This window comes from Limnoraphis robusta CS-951 (assembly GCF_000972705.2).
Window position 1 is genome coordinate 1 of the sequence record NZ_LATL02000048.1, and the last position, 13970, is coordinate 13970.

Below are 13970 nucleotides of genomic sequence, written 5' to 3' on the forward strand. Positions count from 1 at the left end.
GAGGAGAGGGAAAAAGTGTCCCTGGCGGGACTATTTATTAATCGAGAGGAGGCGAATGGTCTCCCCCTGTAGGGGCAGGGCCGTTTCGTTCTAAAATTTGGCGATCGCTAAGATCTAAAATTGGCAGTAATTTTGTACATTCAGGAATTAGATGTCGCAGCTTCAGGCGATCATGTCGCAACAAAAAACGTCTGAAATTCAGTGTTTTCAACAGGTTTAAGAAAAATTTAGATCGTTCCCTCTGGCTTGTTAAATTTCAGGATTTACAGGTCGCAAAGCTTGTTTTTCAGATATTGATGAGTCGCTTTTTTTGATTTCAGAAATTAATTGTCGCTATTTCAGAAAATTCATGTCGCTTCCATGAATTTAGACTTTCAGAAATTACGGGTCGCAAAATCTAATTTTTCAGAAATTATGGGTCGCAAATTTCCAATCCCACTCAATTTTTTCTCCTGACTAGATTTTTGATGCGTTATTTGCTTTTTTCAATTCTGTAGGAATTATTAAAATTAGAATATAGAATACCTTAAACTTTGTATAAATTTACACAAGATTGACGCTTTTAATACAGTTTTTCATAAATATGAGATTATCGATTAAAGGGAGTTATTAATAAAAAGAAAGCTGTTGCTTGAATCGGTGTAATTATTTTTACACTAGAAAATTAAGTAAAAATTAAAAACTTTAATAAATTCATTTTTTCTTCAAAGTTAACAATTTTTTATCAATAAGATGCCACATAAAAAAATATCAATAATATTAAGTCTTTATTAAATTTAGGTTCAAAGGAAACTCAGCTCCTCAAAACCTGTTATCATCTCATTCAGATCAGAGAGGTAAATCAAATATGATCGATGAAGAAGAAGACTATCAATACCCACCGCCAACCAACAATTTATCTTTAAGAAAGACCAGCCCCTCTCGTAAATTGCCTTCGGAAAAATTGATAACAGAAGATGCTGTGCATCGGATGAATGTTATTCAAAACTTAAAGGCATTTCGACGGGTCTATTGTTAGGAGAATCTCGTTCCGGAAAATCGAACCTCTCCCTGGAGAAAGTATTAGCCATACTCGCCGAAAGAATTGGTCGGGAAATTCAAGTGATTAAAAAAGCGACGGGTTCGGAAATTAAAATTTATTAACCTATACCCCTGCTTTTTTGATTTTCTCTCATCAGGTACATTGACGAGAGCCATAACCATAACGGATGTACTCTTGCGAAAGCTTCCCCTAGTATTTAGCAGTATTGAAACCTACGCAACTATTAACGAGCAATTCCCCGTTTCAAAACTGCGATCGCCATCCGGGTTCTATCATTGACATTCAATAAGAAGTGTTAGAGCATCACAGAACATTATCACAACAGTTCAGCTTGAATTCAAGGTTGATTGTTGAATGGCGATCGCCTAATATTCTACCCTATTTTTGTTTGCCAATTCATTGCATAACTTTGAATTTGATCTGCTTGATCAAGACCATTGATAATTTTACGCGCACTCCAGAAATCAACATGGTTATTTGAAATATAGTCATCCAGTTTGATACCCGTAAAGATACCCCGTTTCATGCCATCAACTAGGATAAACAGTGAAAGATCGGGACGCATGACGAGATCGGGATTGTTAACCAAATCCAACCCCAAAACATCGGAATATTTCCGATAATTGTAATCCCAGGTTAGCTGCACATATCCCCGTCCGTAGTAGGGATAATAACGTAGAGTTTGGCGGTGATTTTCTCCTGCTGGTTCGCCCAAATAATAGGATTCTTTTACGGGTTGGAAACTCTCGGCTGTTTCATGTTGAACGGTTGCAATAATATAAGCAATTTGAGCTTGAGAGGTAATATTTTGGCGGTGAGCTTCTTGGATAATTGCCTCAACTGCTGCTTGTTTATCGCCGCCTTTCCAATGGGGTAATATTCCTACACTCGGTTTAGCATCAAGTAACGCTTTAGCCGTTGTTGCTCCTAAAACATCTCCGCCACTCAGTTGACGACTGACTTTAAATTTCCTCAAAGCTGCTTGTGTTTTCGGCCCGTAAATTCCATCAACATCTTCTAACAGATGATTCGCCCGTAAAATCGTCTGAATTTCTGCACAAAAGAGTTTATCTTCAACCAATAAACCGGAGTTAATATCATCAAAAGTAATCGATAGGTTTTGGTCAATCACATCTTGAAGTGTTAGACTAGATGGTTCGTCAGAACCTCCACGAGACTGTCCTGAATTTAATTTATCGAGTTTAGTTTGGGTGACGAAACCGACTATTCCATCAACCTGTAAACCTTGTTGGGCTTGAAATTTTCGGACGGCTGCATCGGTTTGTTTTCCAAAGATACCATCTGCTGTTATTGCAATTCCAACCTTGGCTAAATCTTCTTGAAGTTTGCGAACTCGTTCTCCCTGCATCGGAGGAATAACTAATCGTAAATCCCCGTCTTTGTCGCTGCTAAAGGGGGCTGAATGAATGCCGGGAGGGAGAAAACTTACATGAAGGTGATTGTCGTGTCCAAAGTAAGATTCTACTCCTTTAATATCCGGGTCATTAAACAGAATAACCTTCACACCCAAAATAGGATTATTGTGAATTAAATCGACTAATTGTTGAGTGCGATCGCGAGAGTATTTACTATCATACCAAGTGAGCGCAATTTCTTCTTCAGTGTTAGCAACGGGGGCAATATCAACATCAAGTCCATGTTGATGAGAACTATGAGGTCTCATTGGCCCACCGTTGGGAAGACTAATATTTCCGATGCCAATTCGAGGCTTGGAATAGAGTTTTGCCCACTCGCTACAGATATGTTTAATGGCTTGAATTACTTCTGAATGACCATAACATTTATCACGAAGTCCGTAACATTCATAGCCTCCTCCACTGGCAGGCATTTGTTGAAAAATACCTCGCGATCCCCAACTCAACTGTTCGAGTTCTTCTGCGGTAAAACCAATAGGTGCGGTGCAGGCTGTATGGTCATGTTCTGAAGTTTCAGAGCGAGAGTTGCGATTAATTTCTAATACCATTGTGGTCTCCTTGTTTTAATTTTGTTTGCTGTAAAAAAGACCGCTTGTTAGGAAGGCGATCTTCGCCAATGCCAAGGGCAGAATAACGGAAGGGTTAACATAACAATTCCTGACGGCTTGAGTGCGATCGCTTTTTTTAAGTCATAATCAGATTTACTGAGATGGATTGTCTTGTCTGAGATCGCACTTACTTCTAAACTAATAATAAATAAGAGTGCGATCGCACTCTCGTGCCAAGAGTTTTTGAATAGTGATCGCACTTACTTCTAAACTAATAATAAATAAGAGTGCGATCACCCGATTCAATTACTATAATCCCAGAAATACAGGTATTTTTTGATGGTGTACCCTAGTGTAACCTGACTCAAATACCGGCTCAAAATCATAGCCCTATTTAGAGCGAGATTTAGAATTAGCTTGAATCTTGACAAGTTGGATTTTCAGATCGCCCTTTGTATCAAGCTTAACCTTGCCTGTTGCACCCTTGTCTGTAAAGTCTTTACAAAAGGCTATGTTAGTTTCTACAGCTTCTTTGTTGAGCAGGGTGTGTGCATTTGGGTGGCTGAGGATTGCTACTAGGAGTTTGGGTACTGCTGTCAGTAGTTATAGGGATGCCCTTATAGCTTGTTCCCCCTTTCGCAAAACTAGGAGGAATAAAAATGAAACTGGAGCAAACGACAAGGAGAAAAACAACAAGCAACAGTTTAAAAGCAGACACGGACTTCGTAAACATAACTTAACTCCTTAGTGATATTCACAGTATAAGATGGTCTAGATCTACCTACAAGTCACTTATTCAAGTGACACTTATTTTGGGGTTTGGGGTAAAGATTTCGGAAGCTATAGCAGAAGTCAGGAGACAGGAGACAGGAGACAGAATTGAAACCTTTATCATAAAAGGATTTGACAGAAAAACAGTGTCCTAATCAACTCTTTCTCTGCTATATGAGGGAAAAACTCAATAAGCGATAACAAATCTTTGAGAAATTCTAAATCTTTCGTACAAGTGGTTCAATTGCTAAAACCGCTATTTCCTGACCAGGCGGCCTTCGTACAAATATTTTTAGCATTTCGCGTACCTTTTGTGGATTTTGTAGAGTCTTGGAAGATCGGATGATCCTTCAAATTATTGCAAGCGAGTTGAAGCCAACTTTTCCAGTCAGTTTGACCCCATAATCTCAATTCATTATACTGACCCCCACTAGCAATATATTGACTATCAGGGCTAAAAGCGACTGATTCAACTTCACCAAAATCTCCTCTAAAAATAGATAAAAGTTGACTATTATTGACCTTGTTAGCATTGAAAGACCATAGCCTTAATGTATTATCATAACCACCGCTAACAATGTATTGACCATCGGGGCTAAAAGCAACCGAGTAAACCCATGCCTGATGTCCTCTCAGGGTATTCAGTTGCTCCCCTTCTAAAGACCATAACCGCACAGTAGAGTCAATGCCACTGCTAGCAATATACTGACCATTGGGGCTAAAAGCAACAGAATTAACCCTTTGCTCATGTCCTTTCATTGTCTTTAATAACTGCCCTCCTACAGACCACAGACGAACTGTAGAATCATCGCTACCACTGACTATGTACTTGCTATTAGGGCTAAATGCCACAGAATTAACGGCGTTCTCATGTCCATAAAAAGTGGATAACAATTTTGTTTCACTTCCTTCTATAGACCACAGCCGGATTGTTTTATCCGCACTGCCACTAGCGATGTATTTCCCATCAGGACTAATTGCTACGGAGAGTATTTTATCTGGTTGTTTTAAAGTCTTGAGTAATTCTCCCTTAAGCGACCAAAAACGAATTGTGTTATCGGAACTACCACTGATAATATATTCACCATTTGGGCTAAAGATTACTGACTTCACCTCATCTTCGTGTCCTTTTAGAATCGCTATTTCATCACCCTCTATTGTCCAAATGCGTATGGTGTAGTTTTTATTGCCAGCCACAATATATTTCCCATCAGGACTGAAAGCTACCGACGTAACGGTTCCTGCACCATCTTCAGTCTTCTTCAGCAGTTGGCTCGGTTGTCCCTGTGTAGACCACAGTCGAATTGTGCCATCTCGACCTCCACTGATTAGAAGTTTATTGTCGGGTGTGATAGTTGTTGAATAAACCTCACCTTCATGTCCTCTAAAAGCAGCGAGTTCAACTAAATCTGATCCATTGACTATCGTCCATAGCCGCGAGGAATTATCAAAACTGCTACTAACAATATATTCACCGTCTTGGCTAAATGAAACAGAAGTTACTATGGCTTCATGCCTTGTTGTCGCAAGCAAGCCATCTTTTACAGACCAGAGTCGCAAGGTTTTGTCTTGACCGCCACTGATAATAAATCCACTTTTAGGTTCATAATTAGGGCTAAGATTGACTGATTCAACCCTCCAGTAATGCCCTGTGAAAGTTTTCAATAATTCACCTTCAACAGTCCATAACCGAACCGTAGAATCTATACCGCCGCTCACAATATATTTCCCATTTGAACTAAAAGCAACTGAAAGAACAGATCCTTGATGTCCTTTAAAAGTCTTGAGCAGTTGACCTTTTGTTGACCATAACTGAATAGTTCCATCCGAACTGCCAGTTATAATACGGTCGCTACTAGGGCTAAAAGACACAGAATACACTCTATCTTTCAGTGGTAAAGTCTTTAATAATTGACCTTCCTTTGACCACAACTTAACGGTCTGATCTTCGCTGCCACTGAGGATGTATTTACCATCAGGGCTAAAAGCAACAGAATTAACCCAATCTTGATGTCCTTTGAAAGTATGGATTAATTCACCTTCAATCGACCATAACCGAACTGTAGAATCTTCACTCCCAGTAGCAATATATTTGCCGTCACGACTGACTGCGACCGAAGTAACCCATCCGTTATGTCCTCGTAGAATCTTACGCTCTCGTACTGTGTCGATAGCATTAGGCAAGACTGCTTGTATCTCAGGTAAAACTTGTCTTAATCTATCCTGACTCTCGCCAGTTGCTTGAATGGCTAAAATTAACCCTTCCATCGGTGAGTTACTCGATAATAAGTTTTGCGCCCTAGCAGCTTTTTCCCGTAAAGATGACACCTCGGCTTGATATAGTGCAGTAATAATCAAGCCGACCAGTCCAAGTCCTACTGCTGTGACAATTCCAATGAGTCTGTAAGCTTTTCTCCTTTGTTCAATCAAACTTTCCCGTATAAAATTGTCCTCTGTACGATTGAACCAGTTGTTGTCAATCAGAATTCGTTTTAATTGTTCTAAGCGGGGATCATCATTCCAGAGGTAGTGATTTGATTTTTCACGGGAACCTTTAGAAGACTTTGCTTCTCGGTGTTTACGGCTTTCTCGCTCAAGTTGCCAATTCTCAACTTTGCAGATCAAAAGTGTTTCTGTCTGTCTCAAAATATTGAGCAATGTTTTGTGTTCTTTTTCCTGTTCATTTTTATTACACCAGTCATTTGCTGCGACAGTTAACCGTTGTTGCAGGATTAAATTTTCCTCCTCCTCCTGCTTCCACTCCCGCAGCTTTTGCCAACCCCGCACTAAGGCATCATGGGCAGGTTCGACATAAATATTCCCCTCAGCATTTTGTCCTATAACCAGTAAGCGTGCTTTCGTAAAACGCTCAATGACTTCTTTAACAAAATCGTTTTTTTCTGGCGGATATTCTAGTTCCGATAACGGGACTCGTCTGCGTGCTAATTCACCTCCGCCAAGAGCAATCATCCGCAGCATCGCATGACGAATAATCTGGGCATAAGCTTCATCTTCTTTCACTAATGCCTCATATTCTTGATCAGCTTTTTGAGTCAGTGATAGGGTGACTCCTCCCAACTCTTGATAATCTTCTTGAGTCATCGCCCGTTCAATGATTTTCCCTTCGATTTCTGCCTCCCGTTGTCGCTTTAAATACTTGAGATAAAGTTCGCTCAAAGCAAAAGAAAGCAGGGGTAATGCTCCTGGCATATCTGCCACTTCATCAATTAATTGGTTTACCAATTCGGGAGGCTGAAAAAACATCACCCGTGCTTCTGCGGGCTTTTGAATAGCTTCGCGCAGTTCCCCTCTGGTCATCGGGGAGACAATAAATCGTCCGCTTTGCCAACGATTTTTTAGCTCAGTATTTTTGACGCTATAGCCTTTAGGAATAAACTTAAAGCCCACATCTCTGACTTGGGGTTCAAAATCAGAACGGAGGCTTAATACAACCCGTAATTTATCCCGATGGGCATCAATGGCTGTCAATATCTGTTGGAAAAACTCCTTGCGTACATCCTCGTTTGCACAGAGAGTAATAATTTCTTCGCTTTGGTCAATAAATAGTAATAACTTAGAGTTGGGATTATTTTTAGCCCAAACCTCAATACTCCAAGCTAGGTTCTGCTGAGGATTGTTGACGTCTACTTCTGATAAGTGAGCATCTTTCAACGCTTGATTTAACGCTTGAAAGGGAGTCTCACCCGGACGAATAGGCGGTATAATAAACCATTTCTCAGTCTGATTTTGACGTAATTGGGGAATTAATCCTGCTTTCACTAAACTAGATTTACCCGAACCGGAAGCACCCAACACGACTGTAAGAGCATGAGTTTTGACAAAATCCTGTAACTTTTTCACCTGTTCAGTTCGACCAAAAAACAATTCATTATGTTTCTCGTCAAAAGATTCTAAGCCTCGGTAGGGATTTTTTGAGACATCTAACGGTGGTGCGGGTTTTAATTTCTCTGGCACAAAGCCGGGTAAAGTAAAAATAAACTCGCCTCGGTCATGCTTTTGTAACGGCCAAAGTCCAGCCGTTTGCAATTCGCTATAACCATCTTTATCTATTAAACTATCTCGCAGATATAGATAAAGTTCCGGGGCTGTAATTACCCCATCTCCTGTTAAATCTGCTTTCATATCTTTTAACCCATTAATCAGAGCTTTAGCAAAAGGAGAATGTTGATTATCCGGTGCTATTCCGCGCTCATCAGTATAGTCTAGAGCTTCTTGATTATGAGCAGCAGAGGTAATGGCTTGCCAAGCTGGATAGCGAATAAAGCGATCGTAATGCTCTCTATGAAGAGTTTCTAATTCTGGAATCACATTTCGATGACTTGACCAGCGAAAATTTCCCGCAAAGCAACAATCTAATATCACCAATAAATGATGACATTCAAGTTGAGAAAGTGCTTCATTTAGCTTTTTCATGGGCAGGTAAGTTTCCCAGTTTCCCAACTTGGCATCTTGAGGAATTAAAGCTCCTGCCGGCCCATCTTCACTGTTACGAGCAATGCCATGTCCGGCAAAGTAGAATAATAAGCGATCGCTTTCTGTTGGCTTAATTTGGTTGGGTAGAATATCAAACAGGAGTTGATTGAGCGCTGCCAATGTTGCTTCACCCTGTTCGGGAAATAGGCGAACGACTTTTTGATAGTTGTATTCGTTTTCTAAAAGATTTGCAACAGCTTTAGCATCATTAACTGCTGTTTTTAGTTGATGGATTCCATTTTGATAATTGTTGATGCCGATAACGACAGCTATGTTGCGCTGAAAATTCGTTTGACTGAGTGACCAAACCATTGCTAATTATCCAAATCACTTAAAAACCTGAAACTTGAGGGAATATAAAAACAAAGACTTGCTTTAAGAATCGGCAGTTAAGATGCACCCCAAATTTAAACTTACTGCCGACTTACTTTCAGGTATTACTTGGAAATGCTTGCACCTTTTTTAACTAAAAGTGTAAGCTGCTCTGTTGTCCATTCTTCACTAGCATAAGCCGCAGAATTGACATTTTTTGTGGGGGGAGCATCTTCGCTAGCAAAGAAAGCTGCTAAAAATTTTGCAAGTTGAGTTGTAGCTTTTGCTGGATTTTTAGGTTGCATAGGCTGATCTAATGCGGGTAATTCTAACCAGTCAAAGCTAGTTCCATCAATTGTGGCGAAAACTTTTAGAATATCTACACCTTCCTGAGAACCGTTGGAAAGGCTTGTCTTAATCCGCCACTTGACCTCCTGACCCGGATCTATCGTTTGAAAAGATGCGCCTTTTGGGTAGCCTTTTTTAATACTCCAGTCGGGTTGAATGGCGAGTACCGTAATGTTAAGAAATAGGGAGGATTTATTGCGAATAACTAAGTAAGCGTATCGCTCCACATCAAGAGTAGGTAAGTTTCCAGAACCTTTGAAGGGTATTAATTCTTCTTGCTCTCCGGGTACAAAGTCATCTGGTAATGCAAATAACTCTAGCTCGATTTTCCCGTTAAGCGGAGACATTGGATCGTGGTTATCCAAATCTATAGTTGCGTGATATTTAGACAAATGTACTAAACGTTTTACCACGTCAACTGCGGCATTAGAATTGTTGACTTCTAAAGCGGGTTGCAAATTAGAAATTGGCATTCCAGCACGATCTAAAATCTCATACTGACCTGCTGAGTTGATAGAAACTTGATAATCGGCCGTTTCATCTCCAGATACTAATTCCACCCAACCTTTGCCTTCGGGGATTGCAAGTTCAATGGCTTTTAGTGCAATTTTTGCATCTATTTCCAAAGGTTGATCTGTTTCTTTGGGTAATACCAAGCGTACTTTGCGAACAAGTTGAACATTAGGATACAGCAGTAAAGCGGGTGCGCCCTCTTCAATATTTTCTTTTTTGTTTTCCCCGAGTATTTGAGTAATAGTAGCCCAAGAATTTACTGCACCGAGTTGTGTAATTTCAACCACAGCTAATCGTTGATGGGTTTTTGTTAAATCTGCGGTTCCTGATGGGTAAATAGCCAACTCTGCACCTTTACGCAAACCGTGAGCTTGACCCGCATTTAATTTCACCCGGTTTTCTTCTAAATCTACCTGTATTATTGGTACTGTTAACTGGGGGGATACAAAATTGTTTCCGAAGAAAGTGCGATCGCTTTCTCCCTGCAACATGGGTGTTTGTTTTTCAAATTGGTTGCGGACTTTGGCAAAAACGTGATCGTGAAGTGTTTTGGCAGTAACTCCTGTTCCAAACTTCTCCAAAAACCTTAACAGCCAATAAGTTAGCGCTCCTTGACGCTCCCCATCAAAATTTTTTTCGTAAGCATATTCATTGTCTCGACAAGCAGCTAATAAAGTGTAACCTTTGGGTTCAAGCCAACCACTACTTGTAACGTTGCGAGTATTTTTATTGTTCTGTGCCAAAGTTTGCCAAGTTTGAGCCAATTCATCGGCAGATGCGACTAAACTTTCTGTGGGTCGTGGTGTTGTGTCAATACCACCCCCTTCTGCTCGACGAATATCACAATTATCTCCAATATTTCGTGCGGCACCTCCAGAATGACAGCTATCAAGAGTAACCGTAACGACTAACCCTTTATCTACCATATTTTTTAGGAGTTCTGCTAACTCAAAGTCGCGGAGATAACGAGTTTTTGGGTTGCCAATATCGGTGGGAACTAACGACTGGTCAATTCCATCTTTTCCTTTAAGATTGGAATAAATTGTTGCTGCACGTCCACCGTGACCCGAGTAGTGAATATATACTTGGTCTTGAGGTTGAGCTTTCTCTGTAATTTCTTTAAACTTGGCTACCATATTTTCGTAGGTAGGCCATTGATCTTGAGGTTCTAATGGCTCGGCGGAACCTTCAACATTAGAAGCTGTTAACTTGATAATTTGTGTTTCGGGTACTTGCAGTCTATTTGTCAGAAAAGCCTCTACCCTGTTGATGTCGCGGACGCATCCTTGAAGGTTTTTATAAAAACTACCATCCGGTAATTTATTGGGCAGGTAGCAATCGATTCCTATCAGTAATGCGTGGAAATTCAAACCGTTTGTAAGAGTTACGTCTGTCATATTAGTTCCAATTGATTTTTCTGGAGTTGTTGTCTTGAGAATACTGAGACAAACTGCACCGAAGCAAGTTGAAAATTTAAAGCTTCAATCCGGCTTCAGCATTGCGTTTGGGTAGTGGGGGAAGTGATTTGACTTCGGGGATTCCCCGAACTTTATTTGGGTGTCAAATCGAATAAAAGTAAAATGAGAGACTTTTTCATGCTTCAATAGCCTCGTTTACAGGGGTCGTTTCTGTTATCGAGGCTTGTGGGTTAGAGATTTCAGATTCATTAACTTTGCTTTTCCAAACTTCACAAATTGTTTCAGATGTTGCAGAGGAAATTGTTTTAATAATGAGGACAGCTAAAATTGCTGCAATGGGATAAGCTAACTGTAAGTTAGCGGCTAAAAATGGAATTAATGCTTGGGCTGCCGTCCCAAAATTCTCTTTAAATTTGCCAGCAACTTTTCCAAGATTCTCTTTCAATAAAGCTTGGGATTGAGTTTGAATGATTTGTTCATCAAACAGGTCACTACACATTAATTTGTAGGCTTTTGCATTTAACTTTTGGAAGAAGCGATCGCCAGCATTAATCGTCTCTTGATCATGCCCGCCTCTTGGTGTTGCTTTTAATTCTTCTTCTAAGCTATCTAAACTATCTAACGAAGAAGGAGAACGGGATGTGTCATCATTGTTGGCTATTTGTTGTTCCTGGACTGCGAGTTGTGCTTTCAAACTATCTTCATCCAGTTCCATTAATTTTTCGATAACTTCATCAAGTTGACTCATGGTTTTTTTTAGTGATAAAGGTTGACAAAAATGCAATTTTATCAGTTAAACGAACTTTTATTTAACTGATAAAACTCCTGAATACGAAGGATTAGGATAAGGGGAAATGACACCAACTTTCGCCATCAACATCCCAAACTTGGCGAACCTCAGCATAGCTATAGCGAACATCACCGCCACTAATACTTTCATCCGCATATCCGCCTCGATATCCTAACCATTTCCCGTTGGGGTCGTTACAAATCCAAACTTTGTCTTTTTCGTCGTATCCTTTAATGACAATAATATGACCGAAATTCGTAAAATAGCCGTGAATAATAACGGGATGGCCTTTGGCTAAATGTTGTTTGATTTCGGTTTCAGTGGTGACAGTTTTAAAAGATGTATTCTGAAGTTTTCCCGGCCCATGTTCTTCACCCCATTCTCGCAGTAATCGTTGAAGAAATTCGGGAATATGACGAGTTTTGGTTGAACCTGTATATCCATACTGTTGATCCCATTCTTCCGTTTTCCGAAATAGCACATCTTCCAGTTGAACATCATTGTTAATATCTTGTGCGGTTCGAGAATCAATCCCGTAATATTTGAGAACCATCGCCACACAAGTAACATTACAAGCACCGTTAGGATTCTCTAAATTATTCAGTTGAGAATGATAAGGGACTTTTAAATCAACTTTCGGAGGAAGAACCGGGGGATATTGTTGACTGGGTTCTTCGCCGCGAGAAACTGCGGTTAATACAATTTCAACATCTTCACCAGAACAGTAATATTGTTTGGGTGCTGTTTCAATTGAACGGGCATCAAATTCATCCAAATATACCCGAATATATTTGCCCTGTAAGTCTGGGGTGTAAGCACTTATCGGGATTTCATCTCCAGCACTATACTTCAGGACTTCTTCGGGAGATAAAAGAGAGGTTTCTAAAGGTCTAACTTTCAGTACAGAATTGGAAGTAAACCGTAAAGTATACTCATTAGAAGTAGTAGACATTTTTTTCTCCTTTGAACAATTTAGTTTGCTCGAACATCAGTATCAACTTGTTCGTTAACACTTTTGTTCTTAACTATCTCAATACTATCTGAATATAGCAATCAGAAATGATTTGTGAGAAATCTAAAAGCTGATAAAAAGTCTGTAACGACTTTCCAAGATTGCCTTTTGCCTCTTGCCTTTTGCCTTTTGCAAGAAGATATGACACACAACTCAGAACGGACTGCTATAAGTTAGGTTTGCTAATGAAGTAAATTTCGGTTAATTGGGTCATGGCGATATTCAAATTGAGTAAATGCTAGAGTTTCAACTTGTTCACAGAATAGCTCATTAGTCATTTAATCAATAGTCACATAAATGAGCGATTGACAGATGGGTACTGGTATTGCTATAATCCTATGTTAGGAGATTCAAAGCCTAAATTTTTCGGTAACACTCACATCTCTCCAAACTATTTTCACGCCAAAACTATCCCCGAGCGCGGCGTTAAACTCCAAGGAAATTTTTGGGTTATCGTTTTTAGTTAAGGCTTCCATCACGGCAGTTTCTTCTTCATCTAAAATCATAATCCCTAGAGAGGGTGGCAGGTATTCTTGACCGTTTGTTGGATGTAACTCTACAATAATGTTCATTTCGTCTAAGTCGTTTTCGTCCGGGCTAACCTTATTTGAATCATTTTGATGACGATTGCGATCAACAAATGGTCGCCATGCTTTTGGGGGCTTCAAATAGTTGGTTTGGTATCTCCCTATCGGCTCTTTCTTTACCGGAATCCACGAATAAATTAGAGCAGTTAGTCAGCGATAATTGGGCGGCATTAAAGAGTGCAACATCGTCGGAAGTTTTAACCGGAATTTTAGCCGCACTGCAAGCAATGGGTCAACTGCGAGAGTTTGCCCAGTATTCAACATCGGAGATTTGGGTGATCGGTACAAAGGGTTGAATCGGGTGAAGTTGAAGACGATGCAGCCCAAGATTTAAAGACTCCCGAATGGTCCGGCTTTTTCTAATCCGAATACGGTCGAGAAAACCGTCAATTTTGAAATTCGTTCTATCGATCCGCCCAAAAATTATGAACAATATTTCACTCAAACCGTTCTCGTCGAAAAACTGCGGGAAGTGCGATCGCTAATTGGGTTTACCCGAATTCAATCTCCGGGCGATTTTGACGACGCAGGAGACATCCCAGAAGAATATCGAGTTCGTCTCAGTCGTCATCAGCCCGAATGGGTTCCGGCAACAGAAGTCAAAGGCGAAGGTATCTTTTTACCAAAAATTGCCGCACACGCCCCTACCTTCAGGTATGGGGATATAAGGCTCTTTCTAATGCTATAATAACTCTACTG

Annotated in this window: 12 protein-coding genes; 4 read left to right on the forward strand and 8 right to left on the reverse strand. The window is 40.2% G+C overall.

Translation table 11 applies throughout. From position 1 onward, the window contains the following. Positions 1–37 precede the first annotated feature (37 nt). Positions 38–211 (reverse strand): hypothetical protein, encoded by a 174-nt coding sequence (locus WN50_RS34540; protein WP_160315345.1) that lies wholly within the window; start codon positions 209–211, stop codon positions 38–40. A 636-nt stretch (positions 212–847) separates the two neighbouring features. Between WN50_RS34540 and WN50_RS34545 the strand changes: the two genes are divergently transcribed. Together WN50_RS34545 and WN50_RS36840 are read left to right on the forward strand one after the other, a co-directional pair. Beyond that, positions 848–1018 (forward strand): hypothetical protein, encoded by a 171-nt coding sequence (locus WN50_RS34545; protein WP_160315346.1) that lies wholly within the window; start codon positions 848–850, stop codon positions 1016–1018. Then, the gene (locus tag WN50_RS36840; protein WP_281062648.1) at positions 1012–1143 is read left to right on the forward strand and encodes a hypothetical protein; all 132 of its coding nucleotides are present in this window, start codon (positions 1012–1014) and stop codon (positions 1141–1143) included. The genes WN50_RS34545 and WN50_RS36840 overlap by 7 nt, the downstream gene beginning before the upstream one ends. A gap of 272 nt (positions 1144–1415) precedes the next feature. Here WN50_RS36840 and WN50_RS03755 read toward each other — a convergent pair whose 3' ends face one another. The 7 genes from WN50_RS03755 to WN50_RS03780 form a co-directional block, all read right to left on the reverse strand. Beyond that, positions 1416–3026: a penicillin-insensitive murein endopeptidase gene (locus WN50_RS03755; protein ID WP_046277471.1), complete on the reverse strand. Its 1611-nt coding sequence runs from the start codon at positions 3024–3026 to the stop codon at positions 1416–1418. Between the two features lie 47 nt (positions 3027–3073). After that, positions 3074–3286 carry a hypothetical protein gene (locus tag WN50_RS33730; protein ID WP_152964695.1) on the reverse strand — a complete coding sequence of 71 codons (213 nt, stop codon included), beginning with the start codon at positions 3284–3286 and terminating at the stop codon, positions 3074–3076. Between the two features lie 751 nt (positions 3287–4037). Then, positions 4038–8603, reverse strand: a complete 4566-nt coding sequence (locus tag WN50_RS33735; RefSeq protein WP_053221428.1) for an nSTAND1 domain-containing NTPase — start codon at positions 8601–8603, stop codon at positions 4038–4040. Positions 8604–8728: 125 nt separating this feature from the next. Next, the gene (locus tag WN50_RS03765) at positions 8729–10861 is read right to left on the reverse strand and encodes a caspase family protein (protein WP_046277472.1); all 2133 of its coding nucleotides are present in this window, start codon (positions 10859–10861) and stop codon (positions 8729–8731) included. Between the two features lie 196 nt (positions 10862–11057). After that, positions 11058–11630: a hypothetical protein gene (locus WN50_RS03770; protein ID WP_046277473.1), complete on the reverse strand. Its 573-nt coding sequence runs from the start codon at positions 11628–11630 to the stop codon at positions 11058–11060. A 91-nt stretch (positions 11631–11721) separates the two neighbouring features. Then, positions 11722–12624 carry a C39 family peptidase gene (locus WN50_RS03775; protein WP_049557941.1) on the reverse strand — a complete coding sequence of 301 codons (903 nt, stop codon included), beginning with the start codon at positions 12622–12624 and terminating at the stop codon, positions 11722–11724. A gap of 410 nt (positions 12625–13034) precedes the next feature. Beyond that, entirely contained in the window at positions 13035–13352 is a 318-nt protein-coding gene (locus WN50_RS03780) for a DUF1822 family protein (protein ID WP_281062654.1), read from the reverse strand. Between WN50_RS03780 and WN50_RS33740 the strand changes: the two genes are divergently transcribed. Continuing rightward, positions 13292–13567, forward strand: coding sequence for a hypothetical protein (locus WN50_RS33740; RefSeq protein ID WP_162490185.1), 276 nt, complete (start codon positions 13292–13294; stop codon positions 13565–13567). The genes WN50_RS03780 and WN50_RS33740 overlap by 61 nt on opposite strands. 176 nt (positions 13568–13743) lie before the next feature. Beyond that, complete coding sequence (locus WN50_RS33745; protein ID WP_046277476.1) at positions 13744–13959, forward strand: hypothetical protein; 216 nt, start codon at positions 13744–13746, stop codon at positions 13957–13959. The last annotated feature ends 11 nt before the right edge of the window (positions 13960–13970 follow it).